General features: G+C 42.8%; 28 protein-coding genes. 26 read left to right on the forward strand and 2 right to left on the reverse strand.

The window, feature by feature from the left end:
- Positions 1-163 precede the first annotated feature (163 nt).
- The 25 genes from rpsU to Q5C82_RS10180 all read left to right on the forward strand — a co-directional run bounded on the left by rpsU (position 164) and on the right by Q5C82_RS10180 (position 23207).
- Complete coding sequence (gene rpsU, locus Q5C82_RS10060; RefSeq protein WP_003152957.1) at positions 164-337, forward strand: 30S ribosomal protein S21; 174 nt, start codon at positions 164-166, stop codon at positions 335-337.
- 14 nt (positions 338-351) lie between these two features.
- Entirely contained in the window at positions 352-798 is a 447-nt protein-coding gene (locus tag Q5C82_RS10065; protein ID WP_003226182.1) for a GatB/YqeY domain-containing protein, read from the forward strand.
- A gap of 130 nt (positions 799-928) precedes the next feature.
- Entirely contained in the window at positions 929-2242 is a 1314-nt protein-coding gene (locus Q5C82_RS10070; RefSeq protein ID WP_003226184.1) for a nodulation protein NfeD, read from the forward strand.
- Positions 2243-2263: 21 nt separating this feature from the next.
- Positions 2264-3259 (forward strand): flotillin-like protein FloA, encoded by a 996-nt coding sequence (gene floA / locus Q5C82_RS10075; protein ID WP_003226187.1) that lies wholly within the window; start codon positions 2264-2266, stop codon positions 3257-3259.
- Between the two features lie 24 nt (positions 3260-3283).
- Entirely contained in the window at positions 3284-3700 is a 417-nt protein-coding gene (locus Q5C82_RS10080) for a hypothetical protein (RefSeq protein ID WP_003226188.1), read from the forward strand.
- 56 nt (positions 3701-3756) lie between these two features.
- Positions 3757-4038, forward strand: coding sequence for a sporulation protein YqfC (gene yqfC, locus Q5C82_RS10085; protein ID WP_003226191.1), 282 nt, complete (start codon positions 3757-3759; stop codon positions 4036-4038).
- Between the two features lie 18 nt (positions 4039-4056).
- Positions 4057-5253, forward strand: coding sequence for a sporulation protein YqfD (yqfD, locus tag Q5C82_RS10090; protein WP_003226193.1), 1197 nt, complete (start codon positions 4057-4059; stop codon positions 5251-5253).
- Positions 5250-6209, forward strand: coding sequence for a PhoH family protein (locus Q5C82_RS10095; RefSeq protein WP_003226195.1), 960 nt, complete (start codon positions 5250-5252; stop codon positions 6207-6209). Before yqfD ends, Q5C82_RS10095 begins: the two co-directional genes overlap by 4 nt.
- Positions 6210-6287: 78 nt before the next feature.
- Entirely contained in the window at positions 6288-8423 is a 2136-nt protein-coding gene (gene pgpH / locus Q5C82_RS10100; RefSeq protein ID WP_079996420.1) for a cyclic-di-AMP phosphodiesterase PgpH, read from the forward strand.
- Entirely contained in the window at positions 8424-8897 is a 474-nt protein-coding gene (gene ybeY, locus Q5C82_RS10105; protein ID WP_003226199.1) for an rRNA maturation RNase YbeY, read from the forward strand.
- Positions 8878-9249, forward strand: a complete 372-nt coding sequence (locus Q5C82_RS10110) for a diacylglycerol kinase family protein (RefSeq protein WP_003226203.1) — start codon at positions 8878-8880, stop codon at positions 9247-9249. The genes ybeY and Q5C82_RS10110 overlap by 20 nt, the downstream gene beginning before the upstream one ends.
- A gap of 120 nt (positions 9250-9369) precedes the next feature.
- Positions 9370-9780 (forward strand): cytidine deaminase, encoded by a 411-nt coding sequence (locus tag Q5C82_RS10115; RefSeq protein ID WP_003226204.1) that lies wholly within the window; start codon positions 9370-9372, stop codon positions 9778-9780.
- A complete protein-coding gene (era, locus tag Q5C82_RS10120) occupies positions 9761-10666 on the forward strand; it encodes a GTPase Era (protein ID WP_003226207.1) in 906 nt (301 codons plus the stop codon). The genes Q5C82_RS10115 and era overlap by 20 nt, the downstream gene beginning before the upstream one ends.
- Positions 10667-10810: 144 nt before the next feature.
- The gene (locus tag Q5C82_RS10125; protein WP_003230053.1) at positions 10811-10954 is read left to right on the forward strand and encodes a YqzL family protein; all 144 of its coding nucleotides are present in this window, start codon (positions 10811-10813) and stop codon (positions 10952-10954) included.
- Positions 10955-10990: 36 nt separating this feature from the next.
- Positions 10991-11758 (forward strand): DNA repair protein RecO, encoded by a 768-nt coding sequence (gene recO / locus Q5C82_RS10130; RefSeq protein ID WP_003226211.1) that lies wholly within the window; start codon positions 10991-10993, stop codon positions 11756-11758.
- 296 nt (positions 11759-12054) lie between these two features.
- Positions 12055-12942 (forward strand): glycine--tRNA ligase subunit alpha, encoded by an 888-nt coding sequence (glyQ, locus tag Q5C82_RS10135; RefSeq protein WP_003226213.1) that lies wholly within the window; start codon positions 12055-12057, stop codon positions 12940-12942.
- A complete protein-coding gene (gene glyS / locus Q5C82_RS10140; RefSeq protein WP_003226215.1) occupies positions 12935-14974 on the forward strand; it encodes a glycine--tRNA ligase subunit beta in 2040 nt (679 codons plus the stop codon). The genes glyQ and glyS overlap by 8 nt, the downstream gene beginning before the upstream one ends.
- A gap of 133 nt (positions 14975-15107) precedes the next feature.
- Positions 15108-15746, forward strand: a complete 639-nt coding sequence (ccpN, locus tag Q5C82_RS10145; RefSeq protein ID WP_003226217.1) for a transcriptional regulator CcpN — start codon at positions 15108-15110, stop codon at positions 15744-15746.
- A gap of 25 nt (positions 15747-15771) precedes the next feature.
- Positions 15772-16584: a pyruvate, water dikinase regulatory protein gene (locus Q5C82_RS10150; RefSeq protein WP_003226219.1), complete on the forward strand. Its 813-nt coding sequence runs from the start codon at positions 15772-15774 to the stop codon at positions 16582-16584.
- A gap of 251 nt (positions 16585-16835) precedes the next feature.
- A complete protein-coding gene (locus Q5C82_RS10155) occupies positions 16836-17330 on the forward strand; it encodes a YaiI/YqxD family protein (protein WP_003226221.1) in 495 nt (164 codons plus the stop codon).
- A 33-nt stretch (positions 17331-17363) separates the two neighbouring features.
- Positions 17364-19184, forward strand: a complete 1821-nt coding sequence (gene dnaG / locus Q5C82_RS10160; protein WP_003226223.1) for a DNA primase — start codon at positions 17364-17366, stop codon at positions 19182-19184.
- A 199-nt stretch (positions 19185-19383) separates the two neighbouring features.
- Complete coding sequence (rpoD, locus tag Q5C82_RS10165) at positions 19384-20499, forward strand: RNA polymerase sigma factor RpoD (RefSeq protein ID WP_003226225.1); 1116 nt, start codon at positions 19384-19386, stop codon at positions 20497-20499.
- A 326-nt stretch (positions 20500-20825) separates the two neighbouring features.
- A complete protein-coding gene (gene cccA, locus Q5C82_RS10170) occupies positions 20826-21188 on the forward strand; it encodes a cytochrome c550 (protein WP_003226226.1) in 363 nt (120 codons plus the stop codon).
- A 254-nt stretch (positions 21189-21442) separates the two neighbouring features.
- Positions 21443-22093, forward strand: a complete 651-nt coding sequence (gene trmK, locus Q5C82_RS10175) for a tRNA (adenine(22)-N(1))-methyltransferase TrmK (protein ID WP_003226227.1) — start codon at positions 21443-21445, stop codon at positions 22091-22093.
- Positions 22086-23207 carry a Nif3-like dinuclear metal center hexameric protein gene (locus Q5C82_RS10180; RefSeq protein ID WP_003226229.1) on the forward strand — a complete coding sequence of 374 codons (1122 nt, stop codon included), beginning with the start codon at positions 22086-22088 and terminating at the stop codon, positions 23205-23207. Before trmK ends, Q5C82_RS10180 begins: the two co-directional genes overlap by 8 nt.
- A gap of 22 nt (positions 23208-23229) precedes the next feature.
- Here Q5C82_RS10180 and Q5C82_RS10185 read toward each other — a convergent pair whose 3' ends face one another.
- Positions 23230-24174, reverse strand: a complete 945-nt coding sequence (locus tag Q5C82_RS10185) for a 4-hydroxy-3-methylbut-2-enyl diphosphate reductase (protein ID WP_003226231.1) — start codon at positions 24172-24174, stop codon at positions 23230-23232.
- A 122-nt stretch (positions 24175-24296) separates the two neighbouring features.
- Complete coding sequence (gene vrrA, locus Q5C82_RS10190) at positions 24297-25019, reverse strand: VrrA/YqfQ family protein (protein ID WP_003226233.1); 723 nt, start codon at positions 25017-25019, stop codon at positions 24297-24299.
- Positions 25020-25187: 168 nt separating this feature from the next.
- On the opposite strand from vrrA, the gene cshB reads away from it, so the two are divergent.
- Positions 25188-26504, forward strand: a complete 1317-nt coding sequence (gene cshB / locus Q5C82_RS10195; RefSeq protein WP_003226234.1) for a DEAD-box ATP-dependent RNA helicase CshB — start codon at positions 25188-25190, stop codon at positions 26502-26504.
- The last annotated feature ends 8 nt before the right edge of the window (positions 26505-26512 follow it).

Genomic DNA, 26512 nt, shown 5'->3' on the forward strand with positions numbered 1-26512 from the left:
CAACCCCTTTCTATCATTATATAGACAGGCAGTCCCACACATGACGGAAAAGTGAACTCACTTAGTTGACCTGACTGATGGCTTATATTATAATGTCAAAGTACATGTTTATATGTGTAACTTAAAGGTAGTCGATTGGTGTATTCGGAGGGAGGGAAAGAGAATGTCAAAAACGGTCGTTAGAAAAAACGAATCGCTTGAAGATGCTCTTCGTCGCTTCAAACGCAGTGTATCAAAGACAGGTACTTTGCAAGAAGCAAGAAAGCGCGAATTTTATGAAAAACCTAGCGTAAAGCGCAAGAAAAAGTCTGAAGCTGCTAGAAAACGCAAATTCTAAAAGAGGGTGGATTTATGAGTCTTCTTGAGCGTCTTAACCAGGATATGAAGCTATATATGAAAAACCGTGAGAAAGACAAACTGACTGTCGTTCGAATGGTTAAGGCTTCACTTCAAAATGAAGCAATTAAGCTTAAGAAAGACAGTTTGACCGAGGATGAGGAACTCACTGTCCTTTCTCGTGAACTTAAGCAACGTAAAGACTCCCTCCAGGAATTTTCAAACGCTAATCGTTTAGATTTAGTAGATAAAGTTCAAAAAGAGCTGGACATTTTAGAAGTTTATTTACCCGAGCAGCTGTCAGAAGAAGAACTGCTTACAATCGTAAATGAAACCATTGCTGAGGTTGGTGCGAGCTCAAAAGCGGACATGGGAAAAGTAATGGGTGCAATTATGCCTAAAGTAAAAGGTAAAGCTGACGGAAGCTTAATTAATAAGCTTGTCAGCAGTCAATTGTCTTAAATGGCGTAAAAAAGGACATCTTTCTAAGAGAGATGTCTTTTTTTATACATAAAAAAATGAAACCTTTGATACATTTGTTACGTATGAAGAGAAGGCACCTATTATAAATGGAAGGAGGGATACACCGCCCTTGCTTCAAACCAAAGGATTCCGTGCTGCTCTTTTGAGTATATTTTTACTTTCTTTATTAGGCGTACAGCTGAACGCCAAAGCAGAAAAACAAACGGTTTATGTGATCCCGGTTGAGAAAAATGTCGAACAGGGCCTCGCCTCGTTTTTGTCCCGTTCGTTACAGGATGCGAAAGAAGCACATGCAGATCACATTATTCTTGATATCAATACGCCGGGAGGATTGGTCAAATCAGCTATTGATATAGCGGACTCGATAACCGAAAGCGAGATCCCCGTAACTGCATATGTAAACAAACGTGCGTTGTCAGCTGGTGCATATATTGCCCTGCAAGCCGATAACATTTATATGGCACCTGGCGGAAAAATGGGAGCGGCCGCGATTATTGACGGTAAAGGCAATGCCGCTGACCAAAAAGCTGAATCACTTTGGCTGGCAGAGCTGGAAGATGCCGCAGTGAAAAATAATCGCGATCCGAAATATGCGCTTGCAATGGCTGACCCGGATATAGATGCCAAGGAAGCTGGCGCGCCGAAGGGAGATCTGCTGACACTTAACGCTGATAAGGCGATTGATGTAGGTTATTCAGAAGGCACGGCTGACAATTTATCCGTGCTCATTAAGAAGCTTGGATTGGAAAAGGCGGAAACTATCTATGCGAAGGAAAGTTTTGCAGAAAAGACAGCAAGATGGCTGACGAACCCGGTTATTGTTCCTATTCTGCTGACAATTGCTTTTTTAGGTCTGACAGTAGAGCTTTTTTCCCCAGGCGTCGGCATTCCTGGAACGGTTGGATTTATCGCCTTGTTGCTGTTCTTTTACGGGCATCTTGCAGCCGGCTTTGCCGGATACGAGACTGTTCTCCTCTTTATAGCAGGGGCGATCCTCATCTTGCTTGAGATATTCCTTCCCGGAGGAATCATTGGATTACTGGGCTTAGGAGCGATTATTGCGAGCCTGTTTTTAGCCGCAGGGAGCTTCACTGTCATGGCGGTTTCTCTCTTGATCGCCTCAGCTGTTTCTATTACAGCTTTCATCTTACTGACAAGGGTGTTGGGAAAGCGTATGAAATTCTTTAAGAAATTTGTATTAAATGATTCAACAAATACGGAGAACGGCTACGTATCAAATCAAACGCGCATGGACTTAATAGGTAAAGTAGGTGTAACCTTTACACCATTGCGTCCTGCTGGTACCGTTATTATTGATGATGAACGCCTTGACGTTGTTTCAGAGGGATCGTTTACAGAAAAGGATAAGAAAGTAAAAGTGGTTAAAGTGGAAGGCTCACGCATCGTCGTGAGAGAAATTTAAACAGAAACGAGGAGAATAGATATGGATCCATCAACACTCATGATTCTGGCTATTATCGTAGTAGGGATCATTGTTTTAGCTGTATTTTTTACATTTGTGCCTGTTATGCTTTGGATTTCAGCATTAGCAGCCGGAGTGAGAATAAGCATATTCACTTTAATCGGAATGAGGCTTCGCCGCGTTATACCAAACCGAGTGGTGAACCCACTGATCAAAGCGCATAAGGCTGGGCTTAATGTTGCCACCAATCAGCTTGAAAGCCATTATCTCGCCGGAGGAAATGTTGACAGAGTCGTCAACGCGCTGATTGCTGCTCAGCGAGCCAACATTGAACTATCATTCGAACGCTGTGCCGCTATCGATCTTGCCGGCCGCGACGTATTGGAAGCCGTTCAAATGAGTGTTAATCCTAAGGTGATTGAAACACCGTTCATTGCCGGTGTGGCTATGGACGGGATTGAAGTAAAGGCGAAAGCAAGAATTACAGTAAGAGCGAATATCGACCGTCTCGTTGGGGGAGCAGGGGAAGAAACCATTGTGGCCCGTGTCGGCGAAGGGATTGTCTCTACAATTGGTTCATCGGAAAGTCACAAAAAAGTGCTTGAAAACCCTGATATGATCTCTCAAACAGTGCTTGGAAAAGGATTGGACTCAGGAACTGCGTTTGAAATTCTCTCGATCGATATTGCTGATGTTGACATTGGCAAAAACATCGGAGCGATTTTACAAACCGATCAGGCCGAGGCTGATAAAAACATCGCGCAGGCAAAAGCGGAAGAACGACGTGCGATGGCTGTCGCTCAAGAACAGGAAATGCGCGCCCGCGTAGAGGAAATGCGCGCGAAAGTGGTAGAAGCCGAAGCGGAAGTGCCGCTTGCGATGGCAGAAGCTTTGCGTGAAGGGAATATTGGCGTCATGGACTACATGAATATCAAGAACATTGATGCTGACACAGAAATGCGTGATTCATTCGGCAAGCTGACGAAAGATTCGTCTGATGAAGACAAAAAATCATAATCTCTCTAAGAAGGGAGAACGCTGATGGAAGATATTCTGACCAATCCGCTCATTATCGCAGCGGTTATCGGAATCATTTCTATGATTTTCGGTAAAAAGAGCAAAGAGGAAAACAAAAACAGCCAAAACAGAAATAAACCTCAGCATGTGCAAACGGCTTCTCCTCAAAAGAAGCAGTCTGAAGATGCTCCTGCACCTATTCCTAACCGAATGGAACAGGTAAGACGGGAAGCGGAAGAAAGACGCAGGGAAACAGAAAGAAATCTGGAAGGGCTGGAACGTGATCTTACTGCAGTTAAACAAAAAGCAGTATACACAAAACAAAAAATGCTCCAGGTTAATAAAGACACTGTGGTACAGGGAATCGTCTTAGGAGAGGTATTCGGACCTCCAAGGGCGAAAAAACCTCACCATACGATGCGCTCGGCCCGTAAAAATTAAAGTGTTAGAACCTCCTTTCAAATCATACATATGAGATGAAAGGGGGTTCTTTTTGTATGGGGCAAAGAAAGAATCGTATGAAAGCTTGGCTGACAAGAGCATTGGAAATCCCCCCGGACGTTATGATGGATCTGCCGCGGATTACAATGGTTGGCAGACTTCATATCTACATAGAAAACCACAGAGGCCTTTTGCTTTTCAGTGAGAATGAAGTGAGGCTCATGCTGAAGCAGGGCCAGTGCATCATATCTGGTAAAAATTTTGTCATCAAGGCGATTCTTCCGGAAGAAATTCTTTTGGAGGGTACGATTGATGTCGTTCGATATGTTGAGTCATAAAGCCGAGGGGGAAATGTTGTGAAAAATAAATGGCTGTCTTTTTTTTCGGGTAAGGTCCAGCTTGAATTGACGGGAAGAGGGATTGAACGGCTCCTTAATGAATGCACAAGACAGGGGATTCCGGTCTTTCATGTCAAAAAAAAGAAAGAAGCCGTATCGTTATATATACAGCTTCAGGATGTACATGCCTTTCGGCGGGTGAGAAGAAAATTTGAATGTAAAGTCCGATTTATCAATCGGAAGGGTTTTCCTTTCCTGTTGCTGAAATCAAAGCTGAATATTGGGTTTACGATTGGTTTTGCAATGTTTTTCATCCTTTTGTTTTTGCTTTCCAATATGGTGTGGAAAATTGATGTGACAGGCGCTAAGCCTGAAACGGAACATCAAATGATGCAACATCTTAATGAAATCGGCGTCAAGAAGGGGCGTCTGCAGTTTTTAATGATGTCGCCTGAAAAAATACAAAAATCGTTAACCAATGGAATAGACAATATCACTTGGGTCGGAGTTGATCTGAAGGGGACGACCATTCATATGAAAGTCGTGGAGAAAAATGAGCCCGAAAAAGAAAAGTATGTTAGCCCGCGCGATATTATCGCCAAAAAGAAAGCAACCATTACAAGAATGTTTGTGCAAAAAGGACAGCCGATGGCCGCAATCCACGATCATGTAGAAAAGGGACAGCTGCTTGTTTCGGGACTGATCGGCAGTGAAGAGCATCAGCAGGAAGTCGCCTCAAAGGCAGAAATTTACGGAGAAACCTGGTACAGATCCGAAGTGACCGTCCCGCTTGAAACATTATTTAACGTCTATACGGGCAAAGTAAGGACAAAGCACAAGCTTTCTTTTGGCTCTTTGGCAATCCCGATCTGGGGGATGACGTTTAAAAAAGAGGAATTGAAGCACCCAAAAACAGAACAAGAAAAGCATTCGCTGAATTTTCTTGGATTTAAGCTCCCTGTATCCTATATCAAAGAGCAAACGAGAGAAAGTGAAGAGGCTTTGCGAAAATATACAAAAGAAGAAGCAGTTCAAGAAGGCATTAAATTGGGTAAACAGGATGTAGAGAATAAAATAGGCGAAGACGGCGAGGTGAAAAGTGAAAAAGTTTTGCACCAGACTGTTGAGAATGGTAAAGTAAAGTTGATTATTCTCTACCAAGTTATAGAAGATATCGTTCAAACCACACCTATTGTCAGGGAGACTGAAGAATGACAGAACATTTACTTGCGATGAATCAAAAACTGAAAAGCCCGGACGAGGCGCTTTCACTGTTCGGGAACCAAGATTCTTTTTTGAAATTGATGGAGAAAGATCTGAATGTAAATATCATTACGCGCGGCGAAACGATTTATGTTTCAGGCGATGAAGAATCGTTTCAGATTGCAGACAGGCTACTGGGATCGCTCCTCGCTTTAATTCGCAAGGGGATAGAGATCTCTGAACGTGATGTGATTTACGCCGTCAAAATGGCAAAGAAGAATGAACTTGAATACTTTGAAAGCATGTATGAAGAAGAAATTACAAAAACCGCAAAAGGCAAACCAATCCGTGTAAAAACGATGGGACAGCGGGAGTACGTGGCCGCTATGAAGCGGAATGACCTTGTATTCGGCATCGGCCCAGCGGGAACCGGGAAAACGTACCTGGCTGTCGTAAAAGCAGTCCATGCTTTAAAAAACGGACATATCAAAAAAATCATTTTAACAAGACCTGCCGTAGAAGCCGGTGAAAGCCTCGGTTTTCTCCCAGGTGACCTCAAAGAAAAAGTAGATCCTTATTTGCGCCCGCTGTATGACGCTCTTCATGATGTGCTTGGGGCAGATCATACAGAACGTCTGATGGAAAGAGGCATTATTGAAATTGCTCCGCTTGCATATATGAGGGGACGGACGCTTGATGATGCTTATGTTATACTTGATGAAGCACAGAATACTACGCCTGCTCAAATGAAAATGTTTTTGACGAGACTGGGTTTTGGCTCTAAAATGATCATTACAGGTGACGTTAGCCAAATTGATCTGCCGAAAGGCGTCAAATCGGGACTTGCAGTAGCGAAGGAGATGCTGAGAGGAATAGACGGCATTTCTATGATTGAGCTAGACCAGACAGACGTGGTCAGACATCCGCTTGTTGCGAAAATTATTGAAGCATACGATAAGCAAAATTAATGCTGAATGACCCGATCGCGCGTTATCGGGTCATTTTTATGATTGCTTATGGGCTTGATGTTTCAAGAGGAGGTTCTTGTGTTGAAAAAGAAGGGGAAGACCAAAAGCAGCTCAAAAAAATGGAGCAGCTTTAAAAATGCCCGCTCCATGCATGTACTGCTGTATCTTCTGCTGGCTGCCATTATGTTTGCTTTGCTCTTTGTACATGTTAAGCCGGAAACACTTGATTTAGACCTATTTTCAGTCAGCGACAAGACCATTTATGCTCCGGCAACCGTGGAAGATCAAAAAGCCACAGAGGAAAAAAAGCAAGCCGCTGAGGACGCGGTTGAAGATCAATATACCTTAAAAAAAGAATATACAGACAATCGGATTGACCTTGTGTCATCTATATTTGACAGTATCAGCGAAGTGAAAAAATCATCGGAAGAAGACAGCAAATCACCATCGGAAAAATCAATGGTTAAGTCTGTGAAGGACAAATTAACGTCAGATGTGAATGATTCCATATCAGAGGATTCTATCAAGACATTGCTGAAAGCAGACAGCGAAGACTTTTCTTTTGTCAGAGATACGGTCATCACGGCAGTGAATACGGTCATGAGCAGTGAAATCTCATCGGATAAACTATCTGATGCAAAGGATAAAGTAGAAAAAGAGCTAAAGGGCAATTCTATCCCATCTAAATACTTGGGGGCTGCGACAGAAATCGGGCGTTTTGCTATTATCCCGAATTACGTCTTTGATCCGAAAGCGACAGAGGCAAAGCGGCAGGAAGCGTCAGACAATGTCCAGCAGGTTCAGATCAAACAGGGTCAGGTGCTCGTGGAAGAAAATGACCTCATTGATCGGGAAGTGTACAGAAAACTTGAGCTGACCGGGTTATTAAATAACTCAAATCTCTTTAAACCGATCAGCGGCCTATTGATTATGATCGGACTTTTCATTGCAACACTTGTTTATTATTTTGAAAAACAGAAACAAAACCTAAAGTTTAAAAACCAATCCATCCTGCTGTTCTCCATTATCACAACGCTTTTGCTAGTTATTATGGAGGTTGTTAGTTTATTCCAGAAGATGGAATATCATAATATCGGCTATCTGGTCCCCATTGCGGCCGGCGCGATCTTAATCAAATTGCTGATGAATGAACGCATTGCCATTTTGGGAAGTATCATTCTTGCGATTTGCGGAAGTATGATGTTTAATCAGGGTGTGACAGGAACATTCAATTATGTCATAGGGATTTATTATTTGATCAGCGGGATTTCAGGTGTTTTATTTTTAGGAAAACACAATGCTAGATCAAAGATTTTGCAGACCGGGCTTTTCGTAGCGTTTATTAATATGGTTGTCGTTCTTTCCTTGTTATTGATCCAAAATACTGCGCTATCAGGTCTTGAAATCGGCACGTTAATGCTGATGGGCGTTGTGTCGGGATTTGCTTCGTCTGTATTGATCATCGGGCTTATGCCGTTTTTTGAGACAGGCTTTGGCATTTTATCCACTATGAGGCTGCTTGAGCTGTCTAATCCTAACCACCCGCTGCTGCGAAAAATATTAACAGAAACACCAGGTACATATCATCACAGTGTAATGGTCGCCAATTTGTCAGAGGCAGCCTGTGAGGCGGTTGGAGCCAATGGTTTGCTTGCAAGAGTCGGCGCGTATTACCACGATCTTGGAAAAACAAAGCGGCCGCAATATTTTATTGAAAACCAGATGAATATTGACAATCCGCATGACAAGCTGTCTCCTCAGCTGAGTAAAAATATCATCATTTCTCATACCACTGACGGTGCGAATATGCTGAGAAGCTATAAATTTCCGAAAGAGCTTGTCGACATTGCTGAGCAGCATCATGGAACCTCGCTTTTAAAGTTCTTTTATTATAAAGCGAAGGAAAAAGGCGACCAGATTACAGAAGAAGAGTTCCGTTATCCAGGACCAAAGCCGCAGTCAAAGGAAGCCGCGATTATATCAGTTGCTGACAGTGTTGAAGCGGCAGTCAGATCCATGCATAATCCAAATCCTGAACGAATTGAAAAGCTTGTCCGGGGTATTATATCCGATAAGCTTCAGGACGGACAGTTCAGTGAATGCGATTTGACATTTAAGGAGCTGGATACAATCGCAAAAACGCTCTGTGCAACATTAAAAGGAATTTTCCACTCCCGGATTGAATATCCGGAGGCTACTAAGAAGGTGAAATAGATGAGTTTACTGATTGATATCGTTGATGAAACGGGGAGTGTCTCTGAAGAGATGCTCAAAGAAGTAGAAAATCTGCTTCAATTTGCCGCTGAGCGTGAAGGCGTTCAGAATCAGGCTGAAGTTTCTGTCACGATCGTTACCAATGAAGACATCCAGCAGATCAATAAAGAATACCGAGGAAAGGATACGCCGACAGACGTCATCTCATTTGCTCTTGAAGAAGAGGGAGAAGGCGAGGTTGAAATCGTGGGCGCAGAAATGCCGCCTGTTTTAGGTGATATTATCATCAGTGCGGATCGCACAAGGGAGCAGGCGGAGGAATATAATCATTCTTTTAAAAGAGAGCTCGGATTTCTTGCCGTGCATGGATTTCTGCATCTTTTAGGATATGACCATATGACGAAAGAGGAAGAAGAGGAGATGTTTACTAAGCAAAAGGATTTGCTGGACGCCTATGGACTCAAGAGATCATAGAAATGAGCTGCAGCGATTCTTCAAAAGCTTCGTGCATGCAGGCCGGGGCATCTGGGAAACAGCGCGGACGGAGCGGAATTTCCAATTTCATCTCGCAGCCGCCTGCGCTGTTCTCATTTGCGGCTTCCTCGTGGAGCTCAGCCCGATTGAATGGGCGATTATTTTCCTTTTGATCGGAGGAATGTTTTCGCTGGAGCTTTTAAATACAGCAGTTGAACATACGGTTGATTTAATAACAGACAAACATCACCCTCTTGCTAAAGCGGCTAAGGACGCTGCCGCCGGGGCTGTTTGCGTTTTTGCCGTCATTTCGTGTATCATTGGTTTACTTATTTTTTTGCCAAAGCTGTAATGGCTGAAAATTCTTACATTTATTTTACATTTTTAGAAATGGGCGTGAAAAAAACCGCGCGATTATGTAAAATATAAAGTGATAGCGGTACCATTATAGGTAAGAGAGGAACATGTACACATGAACAAACAAGAATTGATAACAGAAGCTTTAAAAGCGCGTGATATGGCATATGCGCCGTATTCCAAGTTTCAAGTAGGAGCCGCTCTTCTTACCAAGGATGGAAAAGTGTACAGAGGCTGCAACATCGAGAACGCGGCATACAGCATGTGCAATTGCGCGGAGCGTACCGCTTTATTTAAAGCTGTTTCTGAAGGGGATACAGAGTTTCAGATGCTGGCCGTTGCGGCTGACACCCCGGGACCGGTATCTCCGTGCGGAGCCTGCCGCCAGGTGATTTCTGAGCTTTGCACAAAGGACGTTATTGTCGTACTGACTAATTTACAAGGACAAATAAAAGAAATGACTGTGGAAGAATTATTGCCAGGCGCATTTTCATCGGAGGATTTACATGACGAACGAAAGCTTTAAATCAGGATTTGTATCCATTATCGGAAGACCAAACGTAGGAAAGTCTACATTTTTGAACAGAGTCATTGGACAAAAAATCGCGATTATGAGCGATAAGCCCCAAACGACGAGAAACAAGGTGCAAGGAGTTTTGACGACAGGCACATCACAAACGATTTTTATTGATACACCAGGGATTCATAAACCTAAGCATAAGCTTGGGGACTTTATGATGAAAGTGGCGCAAAATACATTAAAAGAAGTCGATTTGATCTTGTTTATGATCAACGCCGAGGAAGGTTATGGGAAGGGCGACGAATTCATCATTGAGAAATTGCAGAAGATGTCTACGCCTGTATTTTTGATCGTAAACAAAATTGACAAAATTCATCCCGATCAATTGCTTCTGTTAATTGACGAATACCGCGGACGTTATCCTTTTAAGGAAATTGTTCCGATTTCTGCTTTAGAAGGAAATAATATCGAAACATTGCTCGCTCAGATTGAAGCGTATTTGCCGGAAGGGCCGCAATTCTATCCGAGTGATCAGGTAACCGACCACCCAGAGCGCTTTATCATTTCTGAATTAATCAGGGAAAAGGTACTGCATCTGACGAGAGAAGAAATCCCGCACAGCATTGCGGTAGCCATCGAATCCATCAAAGGACAGGACAACGGTTCTGTGCACGTAGCGGCAACGATTGTGGTCGAACGGGATTCCCAGAAAGGCATTGTGATCGGAAAAAAAGGAAGCCTGCTGAAAGAGGTTGGAAAAAGAGCGAGAGCGGATATTGAAGCACTGTTAGGCTCCCGTGTCTACCTTGAATTGTGGGTCAAAGTGCAGAAAGACTGGCGTAATAAAATGTCCCAGCTTCGCGATTTTGGCTTTAAAGAGGACGAATATTAATCTCCTTGCTGTGTCACTTTCTCACAGGAAGAGGGATACATTAGCAAATTTTGTTTAACATGAAATGGAGGACATCTGGTCAAGATAAAGGTAAGAATTTGGAATTTAGGTAAGCTAGTTTAACTACAGAAAGGTGGGTTTCTTGTGTTGAATTTTACCTGGAACGTATTTTCTCAAACAGGAAATGTTGATACGTATCTTCTTTTTAAAGAGCTGGAAAAAGAGAACATGGAAAGACCCGAAGAACTAGAAGATGAGCTAGCCCGATTTGATTATCCAATTTTATAAACCTCTTGGCCGCTCCTGCTTTAGGAAGGTGCGGAAATGCTGACAAAATGTGAAGGAATCGTTCTTCGCACAAATGATTACGGAGAGACGAATAAAATCGTTACATTACTGACAAGAGAACACGGAAAAATAGGTGTTATGGCAAGAGGCGCCAAAAAACCGAACAGCCGTTTATCAGCAGTCAGCCAGCCCTTTTTGTATGGTTCATTTTTAATGCAAAAAACATCAGGCCTTGGAACGCTTCAGCAGGGTGAAATGATCCTCAGTATGAGAGGCATCAGGGAAGATTTGTTTTTAACAGCATATGCTGCGTATATTGCTGAGCTAGTCGACAAAGGCACAGAAGAAAAGAAGCCAAACCCTTATTTGTTTGAATTCATTTTAGAATCATTTAAACAGCTGGATGAAGGAACAGATCCGGATGTCATCACCTTCATTGCTCAAATGAAGATGCTCGGTGTCATGGGGCTGTATCCTGAGCTGAATCACTGTGTGCATTGTAAAAGCCAGGACGGAACCTTTCATTTTTCTGTTCGTGATAACGGTTTTATTTGCCATCGCTGCTTTGAAAAAGACCCTTACAGGGTTCCAATTAAACCGCAAACGGCAAGGCTTTTGAGACTGTTTTATTACTTCGATCTATCGAGGCTGGGCAATGTGTCCTTAAAGCAGGAAACAAAAGCTGAATTAAAGCAAGTAATTGATTTGTATTATGAAGAATATTCAGGGTTATATTTAAAATCAAAGCGCTTTTTAGATCAAATGGAAAGCATGAAACATCTAATGGGTGAAAACAAAAGTTGACATCTGGTCCATCTTTTTATATGATCATTTATTATAAAATATGTTGCAGTGAGAGAAAGAAGTACTTGCGTTTACCTCATGAAAGCGACCTTAGGGCGGTGTAAGCTAAGGATGAGCGCGCAACGAAAGGCATTCTTGAGCAATTTCAAAAAAAGAGGCTGGGATTTTGTTCTCAGCAACTAGGGTGGAACCGCGGGAGAACTCTCGTCCCTATGTTTGCGGCTGGCAAGCATAGAGACGGGAGTTTTTTGGTTGCTGCCGCAGCATTTTATGAAGGAAAAGTGGAGGTGCTTGAAATGAATATTCAAGACATGATTCTAACATTGCAAAAGCATTGGTCCAGTCAGGGCTGTGTGCTTATGCAAGCTTACGATGTAGAAAAAGGGGCCGGCACGATGAGCCCGTATACGTTTTTGCGCAGTATCGGTCCTGAGCCGTGGAAAGTGGCTTATGTAGAGCCTTCCAGACGCCCTGCAGACGGCCGCTACGGAGAGAACCCGAACAGACTGTATCAGCATCATCAGTTTCAGGTCATTATTAAACCGTCTCCTGACAATATTCAAGAGCTGTATTTAGATTCCTTGCGCGCTCTTGGAATTGATCCCCTTGAGCACGATATTCGCTTTGTTGAAGACAACTGGGAAAATCCGTCTTTAGGCTGTGCAGGTCTTGGCTGGGAAGTATGGCTTGATGGAATGGAAATCACACAATTTACGTATTTCCAGCAGGTCGGAGGACTAGAATGTAAACCGGTTTCTGTAGAGATTACGTACGGAATTGAGCGTCTCGCGTCTTATATACAGGATAAAGAAAATGTTTTCGACTTAGAATGGACGTCAGGGTTTACAGTAAAAGATTTATTCATGATGGCGGAATACGAGCATTCTGTTTATACGTTTGAAACGTCAGATGTCGATATGCTGTTCCAATTGTTCAGCACGTATGAAAAAGAAGCGATTAAGCAAATGGATAACGGACTTGTTCATCCTGCATACGACTATGTGCTGAAATGCTCGCACACCTTCAACCTGCTTGACGCCAAAGGTGCGATCTCTGTTACCGAGCGGACAGGCTATATTGCAAGAGTGCGAAATTTAGCGAGAAAAGTAGCAAAAACCTATTATGAGGAACGAGAAAAACTAGGGTTCCCAATGCTTAAAGGGGAGGGTTCTTCTCATGAGTAAACAGGATTTACTTTTAGAGATCGGTTTAGAGGAAATGCCGGCGCGCTTTTTAAATGATAGTATGGTTCAGCTTGGTGAGAAGCTGACAGGCTGGCTTAAAGAAAAAAATATCACACACGGTGAAGTGAAGCTCTTCAATACACCAAGACGCCTTGCTGTCTTCGTAAAGGATGTAGCAGAAAAGCAGGATGATATAAAAGAAGAGGCGAAAGGGCCTGCGAAAAAAATTGCCCTTGATGCAGACGGCAACTGGACAAAAGCGGCAATCGGCTTTTCAAAGGGCCAAGGCGCAGACGTAAAAGACCTGTACATCAAAGAAGTAAAAGGCACAGAGTATGTATTTGTGCAAAAATTCCAAGCCGGCCAAGAAACGAAATCGCTTCTGCCGGAACTGAGCGGTTTAGTTACTAGCTTGCATTTCCCGAAAAACATGCGCTGGGGAAATGAGGATTTGCGTTATATCCGGCCAATCAAATGGATTGTCGCTTTATATGGACAGGATGTCATTCCATTTTCGATCACAAACGTTGAGTCTGGACGGACAACACAGGGACACCGTTTCCTTGGCCATGAAGTGTCAATTGAATTACCTTCCGCTTATGAAGAGCAGCTGAAAGAACAGCACGTTATTGCTGATCCTAACGCCCGGAAACAAATGATTCAATCTCAGCTGGAAGCAATGGCTGCAGAAAACAATTGGAGCATTCCAGTTGACGAAGATCTTCTAGATGAAGTGAATCATTTAGTAGAATACCCAACAGCTCTTTACGGTTCATTTGAATCTGAGTTTCTGTCCATTCCTGAGGAAGTGCTTGTCACGACAATGAAAGAGCATCAGCGCTACTTCCCTGTCAAAGACAAGAACGGAGAATTGCTGCCTCACTTTATCACAGTCCGAAACGGGAACAGCCACGCGATCGAAAATGTGGCACGAGGCAATGAAAAAGTGCTCCGCGCGCGTTTATCTGATGCTTCATTCTTCTACAAGGAAGATCAGAAACTAAACATTGATGCAAATGTGAAGAAGCTTGAAAACATTGTTTTCCATGAAGAGCTTGGTTCTCTTGCTGATAAGGTTAGAAGAGTTACTTCAATCGCAGAAAAGCTTGCCGGCCGTCTTCAGGCTGATGAAGATACATTAAAACACGTGAAGCGAGCTGCAGAAATTTCTAAATTTGATCTTGTCACGCATATGATTTATGAATTCCCTGAGCTCCAAGGAATTATGGGTGAAAAGTATGCGAGAATGCTTGGCGAAGATGAAGCTGTGGCTGCGGCAGTCAACGAACACTATATGCCGAGATCAGCAGGCGGAGAAACGCCTTCTACTTTCACCGGAGCTGTTGTAGCTATGGCGGATAAGCTAGACACAATCGTTTCATTCTTCTCTATCGGCGTTATTCCGACAGGTTCTCAGGATCCTTACGGGCTGCGTCGCCAAGCGAGCGGTATTGTTGCGATTCTTCTTGACCGCAACTGGGGAATTTCGTTTGAAGAGCTGTTTACTTTCGTACAAACGGATAAAGAAAATGAACTGCTGGATTTCTTCACTCAGCGTCTGAAATATGTCTTGAATGCTGAACAGATCAGACACGATGTCATCGACGCCGTGCTGGAAAGCTCTGAGCTTGAGCCGTACTCAGCGCTGCATAAAGCACAAGTTCTGGAACAAAAGCTTGGTGCACCCGGCTTTAAGGAAACAGCTGAAGCATTAGGCCGAGTGATCTCTATCAGTAAAAAAGGAGTCCGTGGAGACATTCAGCCTGATCTGTTTGAAAATGAATACGAGGCAAAACTGTTTGATGCCTACCAAACAGCGAAGCAAAACCTGCAGGAAAACTTCAGCAAAAAAGATTATGAGGCGGCACTTGCTTCACTTGCAGCCTTAAAAGAACCGATCGATGCTTACTTCGATCATACAATGGTTATAGCGGATAATGAGACATTAAAGGCAAACCGTTTGGCGCAAATGGTAAGCTTGGCGGATGAGATCAAGTCCTTTGCGAATATGAATGCCCTTATTGTAAAATAAAGAGAGAAAAGGCGGTTGCTGTGTGATCGGTAATCGTCTTTTCCCCATTTATGAGTTTTTTTGTTTGATTACAAGATATTTACGATATAATATGGATTATTATTTCTTTACATAGATATGAAGTAAAAAGGTGGTGAGTACGATCGAACTAAATAAACGGCAAGAACATATTTTGCAGATTGTAAAAGAAAACGGGCCGATTACAGGGGAGCATATTGCAGAAAAGCTGAACCTAACCAGGGCAACATTGCGTCCGGATTTAGCCATACTCACCATGTCAGGATTCCTTGAGGCGCGCCCGAGAGTCGGTTATTTCTACACTGGGAAAACCGGAACACAGCTTTTGGCAGATAAACTCAAAAAGCTTCAGGTGAAAGACTTTCAATCTATCCCCGTCGTGATTCATGAAAATGTTTCTGTATACGATGCGATTTGTACCATGTTTTTAGAAGATGTAGGTACTCTGTTTGTGGTGGACCGCGATGCTGTTTTAGTCGGGGTGCTTTCACGAAAAGACTTGCTGAGAGCGAGCATAGGCCAGCAGGAGCTTACATCTGTCCCTGTTCACATCATCATGACAAGGATGCCGAATATTACAGTGTGCAGACGCGAGGATTATGTGATGGACATTGCAAAGCACTTGATAGAAAAACAAATTGATGCACTGCCTGTCATCAAAGATACCGATAAAGGCTTTGAAGTAATCGGCAGAGTGACAAAAACAAATATGACAAAAATACTTGTCAGTTTATCTGAAAATGAAATCATATAAGATCGCAAACTAACGGGGGGATAATATGAATAACCGCATCATCTATGTTGTATCGGATTCCGTCGGTGAAACGGCTGAATTGGTAGTAAAAGCAGCGCTCAGCCAATTTAACGGTTCAGCAGACGATACACATGTCAGAAGAATTCCTTATGTTGAAGATATAGGCACTATCAATGAAGTGATTTCACTTGCAAAGGCAGACGGCGGCATTATCTGTTTCACACTAGTGGTGCCCGAAATCAGAGAATATTTGATTGCCGAAGCGGATAAAGCAAATGTTTTATATTATGATATTATCGGCCCGTTAATTGATAAAATGGAAACAGCCTACGGTTTAACAGCGAAATACGAACCGGGGCGGGTACGCCAGCTTGATGAAGACTATTTCAAAAAAGTGGAGGCTATCGAGTTTGCAGTTAAATACGATGATGGACGTGATCCAAGAGGGATTTTAAAAGCTGATATCGTTTTGATCGGGGTATCCAGAACATCTAAAACCCCGTTGTCTCAATATCTCGCCCACAAGCGCCTGAAGGTTGCCAATGTTCCGATTGTTCCCGAGGTTGACCCGCCGGAAGAACTCTTTAACGTGGATCCGAAAAAATGTATCGGTTTAAAGATTAGCCCGGATAAACTGAATCATATCAGAAAAGAACGGTTAAAATCACTTGGGCTTAATGACAAAGCGATCTATGCAAATATCAACAGAATCAAAGAGGAACTGGAATATTTCGAAAAGATTGTGGACCGGATCGGGTGCCAGGTTGTTGATGTTTCAAATAAAGCGGTTGAAGAAACAGCAAATATTATCCATCATCTCAAAACAAAAAACATGTAACTCAGGACGCTCTATCCTGGGTTTTTGGCTATGCCAAAAGGGAATAATGAAAAATAATAGCATCTTTGTGAAGTTTGTATTATAATAAAAAATTGTGATAAAATGATTAATTTTAGGTTTAAGGTTCGTGTGATACGAATAAACTATTATGGGTAAGATGTCAAGAATTTCTCCCGGAAATTTTTCGACAAATTCATATACGTCCGGCAATAAAGGATGTGCGATTTTGCTTGCTTTTATGCAGGAGTTTAATGGAGGGATGGAGAATTACTCTTCTTAATGAACAAGAAAAGACGATTTTTGTCGATGCAGATGCTTGTCCGGTAAAAGATGAAATTTTACAAACAGCATCCGAGTATGAAGTTCAAGTTCTTTTTGTCGCTTCATTTGAACATTATCAGCTTTCCAGAAGCAATGAAGAAAAATGGAAGTATGTTGATCCTCATAAAGAAGCTGCTGATTTATATATCGCAAATCACGTAAAACCGGGAGATATTGTTGTGACGCAGGACATCGGATTAGCATCCCTGCTGTTGAACAGAAATGTCTCCGTCATGTCGGAAAGAGGGCGTCTTTACAAAGAAGGCACGATTGATTTTGCTCTTGAGAGCCGTCATTTTTCCGGCAAACAAAGGAGAAAAGGCATATACGCCAAAGGGCCTAAAAAATTGAATAAAGAAGATCGTGAACGATTTATTACACTGCTGCAAAAAATCCTGTCGAACGATGAAGGGATTTTGCACTAAAGCATCGAATAATGTACGACGGAGTGTTATAAGATGGGAAATCGGATACCAGATGAAATTGTGGATCAGGTGCAAAAGTCGGCAGATATCGTTGAAGTCATAGGTGATTATGTTCAATTAAAGAAGCAAGGCCGAAACTACTTTGGACTCTGTCCTTTTCATGGAGAAAGCACACCTTCGTTTTCCGTATCGCCCGACAAACAGATTTTTCATTGCTTCGGCTGCGGAGCGGGCGGCAATGTTTTCTCTTTTTTAAGGCAGATGGAAGGCTATTCATTTGCCGAATCGGTTTCTCACCTTGCTGACAAATACCAAATTGATTTTCCAGATGATATAACAGTCCATTCCGGAGCCCGGCCAGAGTCTTCTGGAGAACAAAAAATGGCTGAGGCTCATGAGCTCCTGAAGAAATTTTACCATCATTTGTTAATAAATACAAAAGAAGGTCAAGAGGCGCTGGATTATCTGCTTTCAAGGGGCTTTACGAAAGAGCTGATTGATGAGTTTCAGATCGGCTATGCTCTTGATTCTTGGGACTTCATTACGAAATTTCTCGTAAAGAGAGGCTTTAGTGAGGCGCAAATGGAAAAAGCGGGGCTCCTGATCAGACGTGAAGACGGAAGCGGATATTTTGACCGTTTTAGAAACCGCGTCATGTTTCCGATCCATGATCATCACGGGGCTGTTGTTGCTTTCTCAGGCAGGGCTCTTGGCAGCCAGCAGCCTAAGTATATGAACAGTCCTGAAACACCGCTCTTTCATAAAAGTAAACTGCTTTACAATTTTTATAAGGCCCGCCTTCATATCAGAAAGCAGGAAAGAGCAGTCTTATTTGAAGGATTTGCCGATGTCATATCGGCCGTAAGCTCGGGTGTAAAAGAAAGCATAGCGACAATGGGAACGTCTCTGACAGATGATCATGTCAAGATCCTGAGAAGAAATGTCGAAGAAATCATTCTTTGCTATGACTCTGATAAAGCCGGTTATGAAGCCACTTTAAAAGCTTCAGATCTTCTGCAAAACAAAGGCTGCAAAGTCAGAGTTGCAATGATTCCTGACGGGTTGGACCCTGACGATTACATCAAAAAGTTCGGCGGGGAAAAATTTAAAAACGACATTATCGACGCCAGTGTCACCGTAATGGCGTTCAAAATGCAATATTTCCGAAAGGGAAAGAACCTGTCTGATGAAGGAGACCGCTTAGCTTACATTAAAGACGTACTGAAAGAAATCAGCACGCTTTCAGGGTCTCTTGAGCAGGAAGTCTATGTAAAACAGCTTGCTTCAGAGTTTTCGCTTTCACAGGAGTCTTTAACCGAGCAGCTGTCTGTTTTCAGCAAGCAAAACAAACCTGCTGACAATGCTGACAATGGCGGTGAAACGAAAACGCGGCGAGCGCATCTGACGACAAAGGCAAGGCAAAAACGTCTGCGTCCGGCGTATGAAAATGCAGAAAGGCTGTTACTTGCCCACATGCTTCGAGATCGGAGCGTTATCAAAAAAGTGATTGACCGGGTAGGCTTTCAATTTAATATTGATGAGCACCGCGCATTAGCCGCCTATCTTTACGCTTTTTATGAAGAAGGTGCCGAGCTGACGCCTCAGCATCTGATGGCCAGGGTGACGGATGATCAAATTAGCCAGCTTTTGTCAGATATACTAATGCTTCAAATTAATCAAGAGCTCAGCGAAGCCGAGTTATCAGATTATGTAAAAAAAGTGTTGAATCAAAGAAATTGGTCAATGATAAAAGAAAAAGAGGCGGAAAGAGCCGAAGCTGAAAGGCAAAAAGATTTTTTAAGAGCTGCTTCTCTGGCTCAAGAAATCGTTACATTGAACCGATCTTTAAAATAACTGGAAAAACCGGTGAGAAGCATTTATTGGCAATGATTCCTTGCGGAGGAGCAAATAGATCGCTTAACCTCATCATGAATTGTCATTTCATTATTCGCACATTGTTAAAGGCAGTTCACATAGAAAACGCCTGAATGGACCGAATAAGAATCATACCGCTTATAGAATTCGTTGCAAGCTTTGGAAGGAGGGATCCATAATGGCTGATAAACAAACCCACGAGACAGAATTAACATTCGATCAAGTAAAAGAGCAATTAACAGAGTCTGGTAAAAAACGTGGCGTTTTGACATATGAAGAAATTGCCGAGCGTATGTCCAGCTTTGAAATTGAATCAGACCAAATGGATGAGTATTATGAATTTTTAGGTGAACAAGGTGTTGAATTAATTAGTGAGAATGAAGAAACAGAAGATCCTAATATTCAGCAGCTTGCCAAAGCCGAAGAAGAATTTGACCTTAATGACCTAAGTGTACCGCCTGGTGTCAAAATCAATGACCCAGTTCGTATGTATCTAAAGGAAATCGGCCGGGTTAACCTTCTTTCTGCAAAAGAAGAAATCGCCTACGCTCAAAAGATTGAAGAGGGTGATGAAGAATCTAAACGCAGATTGGCTGAAGCGAACCTGCGGCTTGTTGTCAGTATCGCAAAACGGTATGTCGGACGCGGAATGCTGTTTCTTGACCTGATCCAGGAAGGCAACATGGGTCTGATGAAAGCCGTTGAAAAATTTGATTATCGCAAAGGTTATAAATTCAGTACGTATGCTACGTGGTGGATCAGACAGGCGATTACTCGCGCCATTGCCGATCAGGCGAGAACGATCCGGATTCCCGTTCATATGGTTGAAACCATTAATAAATTAATCCGTGTGCAGCGTCAACTACTGCAAGATTTAGGCAGAGAACCGACACCTGAAGAAATTGCGGAAGATATGGATTTAACACCTGAAAAAGTACGCGAAATCTTAAAGATTGCACAAGAGCCGGTATCGCTGGAAACACCGATCGGTGAAGAGGATGATTCGCATCTTGGTGATTTCATTGAAGACCAGGAAGCCACTTCACCTTCAGACCACGCCGCATATGAGCTATTGAAAGAGCAACTGGAAGATGTACTTGATACGTTAACTGATCGTGAAGAAAATGTATTGCGTCTTCGATTCGGACTTGATGACGGCCGTACAAGAACATTAGAAGAGGTCGGCAAGGTATTTGGAGTAACGAGAGAACGTATTCGACAAATCGAAGCCAAAGCGTTGCGGAAACTAAGACATCCTAGCAGAAGTAAACGTTTGAAAGATTTCCTCGAATAAGATGGAACGGGTCTTGCAGATCCGTTCTTCTTTTTTCAAAAAGATATATGGATAATATGCCTTTATTTTACTGAAAAATGATGTCATTTGCAAATGGACATTGTGATGAAAAATTTAAATATGAATCCATATTTTCTATTGTAAGCGTATACAATACATTATACAATAGAATAAAATGGATATCAGAGAAATAGGCATGTTTCTATTCAATTTTGTATAAAGTGTGAATAAAAAACTTTTGTATAGCAATCCATTTACTTTTTGTAAAAATAAGTTAGAATAAGAAGTGTTTACATAGGGGGAAGGATCAAAAAGGGGGAAGGGAAATGAAATGGAACCCGCTTATTCCATTTTTACTGATCGCTGTTTTAGGAATTGGCCTAACTTTCTTTTTATCAGTAAAGGGGCTTGATGACTCTCGGGAGATTGCAAGCGGCGGAGAAAGCAAATCTGCTGAAAAGGAAGATGCAAACGCTTCACCGGAGGATATTTACAAGGCAAACTGCATCTCGTGCCATGGTGAAAATTATGAAGGTGTTTCAGGTCCGAGCTTAAAAGGTGTAGGGGATAAAAAAGATGTCAGTGAAATTAAAACAAAGATCGAAAAAGGTGGTAATGGAATGCCTTCCGGTCTTGTTCCGGCTGATAAGCTAGATGATATGGCAGAGTGGGTGTCAAAAATTAAATAAAAAATCTATCTTTCTCCTAATACGTTCTCAGGCCGCCGAGATGTTCTCGACAGCCTTTTATTTTTGTCTGCGTATGTAGACTGCACATGAAAAGAAATAAACTGAAAATCATTCGCTCAGCTTGGATTCCGGGCTGATTTTTTATATGATAGTAAAGGAAAAATGATTGAGAAAAGTTGTGATGAAAAGTGAACGAATTAAAATTATCTAAACGATTGCAAACAGTAGCGGAATACATACCGAATGGAGCAGTGATGGCCGATATCGGGTCTGACCACGCTTACCTTCCTTGTTATGCGGTGCTGAATCATAAAGCCAGCGGGGCAATTGCGGGAGAAATAACAGACGGCCCGTTTTTGTCTGCCAAGCGGCAGGTTGAAAAATCAGGCTTAAGCGCGCACATTTCTGTAAGGCAGGGAGACGGCCTGGAAGTCATTAAAAAAGGTGAAGTAGATGCCATTACGATTGCAGGAATGGGCGGATCTTTAATCGCTCACATTTTAGAAGCGGGTAAAGACAAATTAACGGGGAAAGAACGGCTTATTTTACAGCCGAATATTCATGCTGTTCATATCAGGGAGTGGCTTTTTAAAGAAGGATATGCGCTGACAAATGAAGTGATCCTTGAAGAAGACGGAAAGTGCTATGAGGTGCTTGTCGCCGAAGCAGGAGACAGAGATGCGGCTTATGCTGGTATTTCTTTATCAGCTGGTATGCTCGTCGGCCCTTTCTTGGCAAAAGAAAAGAGTGCTGTCTTTTTGAAAAAATGGACACAAGAGCTTCAGCACACGCAAAACATTTATGAACAGATCAGCCGAGCTGCAAGTACAGAGCAAAATAAACAGAAATTAAAGGAGCTCACCGATCGAATGGAGCTGCTAAAGGAGGTTATCGATCATGGCTAAAAGCGTAAATGGGCAGCAGATCATCCAACTGTTTGAACAATTTTCCCCGAAAGCCTATGCGGTCGAAGGCGATAAAATTGGCCTGCAAATCGGCACCTTAAACAAACCGATTAAAAATGTGATGGTTACACTTGATGTGTTGGAGAGTGTTATCGATGAAGCGATTGAAAAAGAGGTTGATTTGATTATTGCACACCATCCTCCTATTTTCAGGCCTCTCAAGCATATTTCAACAGATCAGCCTGCCGGAAGGTTAATTGAAAAGTGTTTGAAGCATGATATCGCTGTTTATGCAGCTCATACAAATTTAGACATTGCGGACGGCGGCGTAAATGACTTGCTTGCTGAAGCATTAGAGCTGATTGAAACGGAGGTGCTGGTGCCTACTTATACTGATCCCCTGAAAAAGCTGGCCGTATACGTGCCGAAGGAATATGAAGAGCAGGTCAGAACAGCGCTTGGAAATGCGGGAGCCGGCCATATCGGAGAATACAGCCATTGCGCATTTTCATCTGAAGGAATCGGCAGCTTTAAGCCATTGGACGGCGCCAAGCCTTTTATCGGTGAAGTGGGAGAGCTTGAGCTTGTTCATGAAGTTAGGCTAGAGACTGTGTTTCCTAAAAGCATCGAAAAAGCTGTTATAAATGCAATGATAAAAAGCCATCCATATGAAGAAGTCGCTTACGACATCTATCCTGTCGAACAGGCTCTTGCCGAAAAAGGGCTCGGCCGTGTCGGAACACTTAAAAATGAGATGACGCTTAAGGAATTCGCTTTATTTGTAAAAGACAAGCTTGAAGTGAATGGCGTCAGAATGGTGGGTGAAGCTGACAGCGTGGTGAAGAAGGTAGCTCTTCTAGGCGGAGATGGAAACAAGTATATTCATCAAGCGAAACGAAAGGGCGCCGATGTTTACGTTACAGGAGATTTATACTTCCATGTGGCTCATGATGCGATGATGCTAGGCCTGAATGTTGTTGATCCGGGCCATTACGCGGAAAAAATCATGAAAGAAGGCGTCACGAGAAGATTGACGTCTATGTGCAAGGATAAGAAGCTAGACGTAAATATCTTTGTTTCTGAAACAGATACAAATCCATTTACATTTCTATAAAAAAACTGAGGCTTATACAGCCTCAGTTTTTTGCTTTTACTTTCGGGAGTATTTTTTTGAGCGGTACATTGTGTTCCGTTGTCCAAGTTGATGGATCTTCATGCTCATACTGTTCCAAAAAGCGAATGACTTCTTTTGTGATCGGCGTTGGTGTTGAAGCCCCCGCAGTAACTGCAACGGTATTAACGCCTTTCAGCCATTCGAGCTTTAATTCGCTTAGGTCACCAATTCGGTATGCTTTTGTGCCGGCTATTTCCTCTGACACTTGAGCGAGCCTATTTGAATTGTTGCTTTTCGGGTCGCCGACAACGATTGTTAAGTCCGCTTTTTTCGCTTGTTCTGATACAGCTTCTTGCCGTACTTGAGTAGCGAGGCAAATCTCTTGATGATATTCGACATGAGGATATTTCTCTTTGACAAGCTCCATGATGTCGTGAACATCCCATTGAGACATCGTTGTCTGATTGGTCACGATTAATTTCTCTGCTTGGATATCAAGGTTTTTCACATCTTCTTCTGTTTCAACTAAGTGAACGATCTCAGGCGCTACGCCGACGGCTCCTTCAGGCTCTGGATGCCCTTTTTTGCCGACATAGATCACGTGATAACCTTTGTCTTTCATCTCTAGAATTAAATTGTGAGTTTTTGTCACATCTGGACATGTAGCATCAATTGCGACTAATCCTTTTTCCTCAGCGATTCTTCTGACTTCGGGAGAAACACCATGCGCAGTGAAAATAACAGTTCCTTTTTCAACCTGCTTCAGGATGTCCAGACGGTTAGCACCGTCCAAAGTAAAGATTCCTTCCTCTTCAAACGCATCAGTGACGTGTTTATTATGAACAATCATCCCGAGTATATAGATGGGTCTTGGCAAGCTTTTATCTAGTGACGCGTTTTTGGCAATGACCATAGCATCAACTACACCATAGCAATAGCCGCGCGGCGAAATTTTAATTACGTCCATTTTCGGTTGTCCTCCAATACTGAAGTGAGTAAAGGCAATATAAAAAGCCGTAATCAAACGGCTCTATTCTTGCATTCTTCTGATCTCATTATAGCCAATCTCACTTCAGATATCAAAGAATGTTAAATATATAATCTCGGCTTTGAACTGCCTGATGTTCTTTTCGGAGAAGAAGAGGCAGCTTCATTTTTCTTCGGGGCAGATGTTTTTGATTTTGGTTCTTTACTATCAGATGTTTTTGATTTCTTAGATAGAGAAGAACTTTTTGGTTGTGATTTTTTGTTCCCATCTGAGATTTTGGCTTCAGCCTCGTTCTCTGTTTCCGAGGTTTCTTGTGAATCTGTTTGATTTTCATTTTCCTCATTGCTCTCTGTATCATCACTTTTACTTAATTGGCTGTACAGCTTCATCATTGCCGGCAGATTGCGGACTAATGGGCCGTACTGCTGGATCATGGGCGTGACTTGCTGTGCCATGCCGAGCACTTTTTGCACATTCCCGAGCATGCTGGATAAAGATGCAGGATTGGCGATATTTTGAATGCTTTGCAGACCTGCTCCCCCGCTCGCTGCTGCGCCTGCTCCTGGAGCTCCGGCGCCGCCAGCGCCTCCTCCGCCGGGTAAGAACTTTGACAGCATCCCTTTTAAGCCTCCGCCCGCACCATTTCTCGCCCCGGCATTTGTCTGAGGAAGAAATTGTCCGGATTGCTGAAAACCTTGCTGCTGCGGTCCAAATGAAGGTCTTGGCATATTAGGCGGTCTTCTGCCCATCATTTGCTGATTTGGCATGGGGCGGGGCGGTCCGGGCTGCGGATAATTTCTCATCGGCTGCTGCGGTGAAAACATACTTGTACCTCCTTTCAGCTCTCTCTGCTATTAGAATATGCATGGGCTGCGGTATTTGCTTTACATAACTGAATAAAACAAACGCCTTGCAAACGTGGTGTTTTTATGCAAAATCGGGTATAATGTGATGATGGACACATAATGTGCCGCTTTAAGGAGCTGGGAAAAATGAAAGAAACGAAATTTGAACTTTATGAATTGAAACCATTTATTATAGATGCAGTACACCGCCTTGGTTTTTACGAACCGACTGATATTCAGAAAAGGCTGATTCCTGCAGTGTTAAAAAAAGAGAGCGTGATCGGCCAGTCACAGACGGGAACTGGAAAGACACACGCTTATTTACTGCCTTTATTAAACAAAATCGATCCTGCCAAGGATGTCGTGCAGGTTGTCATTACGGCTCCGACTAGAGAGCTTGCCAACCAGATTCATCAGGAAGCGCTTAAAATCACACAGGGTGAGGAAGGCAGCCAGATTCGCTCGAAATGTTTTATCGGAGGCACAGATAAACAAAAATCGATTGATAAACTGAAGATACAGCCGCATCTTGTTGTCGGTACGCCCGGACGGATTGCTGATTTAATCAAAGAACAGGCATTAAGTGTTCATAAAGCGGAATCTCTCGTCATTGATGAAGCGGATTTAATGCTGGACATGGGATTTATTGCAGATGTAGATTACATTGGTTCCCGCATGCCTGAGGATCTGCAGATGCTTGTGTTCTCAGCGACGATTCCGGAAAAGCTGAAACCATTTTTGAAAAAATATATGGAAAATCCGAAATACGCCCACGTGGAGCCAAAACAGGTGACTGCTGCGAAAATCGAGCATATTCTCATTCCTTCGAAACATCGTGACAAGGACAAGCTCCTTTTTGACATCATGTCTCATCTGAATCCATACTTGGGCATTGTGTTTGCCAATACGAAAAACACTGCTGACCATATCGCTCAATATTTAACTGGAAAAGGTCTGAAAATCGGGCTGCTGCACGGCGGATTAACGCCTCGTGAGCGGAAAAAAGTCATGAAGCAGATCAATGATTTGGAATTCACTTATGTCATTGCAACTGATCTTGCCGCAAGAGGCATTGATATTAAAGGTGTCAGTCATGTTATCAACTATGAGCTGCCGGATGATCTCGATTTCTATATTCACCGTGTGGGCAGAACGGCTCGCGCCGGCTCATCAGGGCAAGCGATGACCATTTACGAGCTTTCTGATGAGGATGCATTAGCCAGACTTGAGAAAATGGGCATCGAATTTGATTACTTAGAGCTTGAAAAGGGCGAGTGGAAAAAAGGCGATGACCGCCAGCGCCGCAAAAAACGCAAAAAAACGACGAACGAAGCGGATGAAATTGCGCATCGTCTTGTGAAAAAGCCGAAAAAGGTAAAACCTGGATATAAAAAGAAAATGAGCTACGAGATGGAGAAAATCAAGAAAAAACAGAGAAGAAACCAATCTAAAAAAAGAAAGTAGGGGAACCT

The organism is uncultured Bacillus sp., assembly GCF_958411575.1.
In the GTDB taxonomy this organism is placed as follows: domain Bacteria; phylum Bacillota; class Bacilli; order Bacillales; family Bacillaceae; genus Bacillus; species Bacillus spizizenii.

Bases quoted from the DNA above. Each gene is read 5' to 3' on its own strand.
- vrrA (WP_003226233.1), bottom strand. From the start codon at position 25,019: ATGTTTTCACCGCAGCAGCCGATGAGAAATTATCCGCAGCCCGGACCG.
- floA (WP_003226187.1), top strand. From the start codon at position 2,264: ATGGATCCATCAACACTCATGATTCTGGCTATTATCGTAGTAGGGATC.
- rpsU (WP_003152957.1), top strand. From the start codon at position 164: ATGTCAAAAACGGTCGTTAGAAAAAACGAATCGCTTGAAGATGCTCTT.
- Q5C82_RS10080 (WP_003226188.1), top strand. From the start codon at position 3,284: ATGGAAGATATTCTGACCAATCCGCTCATTATCGCAGCGGTTATCGGA.
- yqfC (WP_003226191.1), top strand. From the start codon at position 3,757: ATGGGGCAAAGAAAGAATCGTATGAAAGCTTGGCTGACAAGAGCATTG.
- Q5C82_RS10095 (WP_003226195.1), top strand. From the start codon at position 5,250: ATGACAGAACATTTACTTGCGATGAATCAAAAACTGAAAAGCCCGGAC.
- Q5C82_RS10180 (WP_003226229.1), top strand. From the start codon at position 22,086: ATGGCTAAAAGCGTAAATGGGCAGCAGATCATCCAACTGTTTGAACAA.
- trmK (WP_003226227.1), top strand. From the start codon at position 21,443: ATGGCCGATATCGGGTCTGACCACGCTTACCTTCCTTGTTATGCGGTG.
- recO (WP_003226211.1), top strand. From the start codon at position 10,991: ATGCTGACAAAATGTGAAGGAATCGTTCTTCGCACAAATGATTACGGA.
- cccA (WP_003226226.1), top strand. From the start codon at position 20,826: ATGAAATGGAACCCGCTTATTCCATTTTTACTGATCGCTGTTTTAGGA.
- cshB (WP_003226234.1), top strand. From the start codon at position 25,188: ATGAAAGAAACGAAATTTGAACTTTATGAATTGAAACCATTTATTATA.
- dnaG (WP_003226223.1), top strand. From the start codon at position 17,364: ATGGGAAATCGGATACCAGATGAAATTGTGGATCAGGTGCAAAAGTCG.
- glyS (WP_003226215.1), top strand. From the start codon at position 12,935: ATGAGTAAACAGGATTTACTTTTAGAGATCGGTTTAGAGGAAATGCCG.
- ybeY (WP_003226199.1), top strand. From the start codon at position 8,424: ATGAGTTTACTGATTGATATCGTTGATGAAACGGGGAGTGTCTCTGAA.
- Q5C82_RS10115 (WP_003226204.1), top strand. From the start codon at position 9,370: ATGAACAAACAAGAATTGATAACAGAAGCTTTAAAAGCGCGTGATATG.
- Q5C82_RS10185 (WP_003226231.1), bottom strand. From the start codon at position 24,174: ATGGACGTAATTAAAATTTCGCCGCGCGGCTATTGCTATGGTGTAGTT.
- era (WP_003226207.1), top strand. From the start codon at position 9,761: ATGACGAACGAAAGCTTTAAATCAGGATTTGTATCCATTATCGGAAGA.
- glyQ (WP_003226213.1), top strand. From the start codon at position 12,055: ATGAATATTCAAGACATGATTCTAACATTGCAAAAGCATTGGTCCAGT.
- rpoD (WP_003226225.1), top strand. From the start codon at position 19,384: ATGGCTGATAAACAAACCCACGAGACAGAATTAACATTCGATCAAGTA.
- Q5C82_RS10065 (WP_003226182.1), top strand. From the start codon at position 352: ATGAGTCTTCTTGAGCGTCTTAACCAGGATATGAAGCTATATATGAAA.
- Q5C82_RS10155 (WP_003226221.1), top strand. From the start codon at position 16,836: ATGGAGGGATGGAGAATTACTCTTCTTAATGAACAAGAAAAGACGATT.
- Q5C82_RS10110 (WP_003226203.1), top strand. From the start codon at position 8,878: ATGGACTCAAGAGATCATAGAAATGAGCTGCAGCGATTCTTCAAAAGC.
- Q5C82_RS10150 (WP_003226219.1), top strand. From the start codon at position 15,772: ATGAATAACCGCATCATCTATGTTGTATCGGATTCCGTCGGTGAAACG.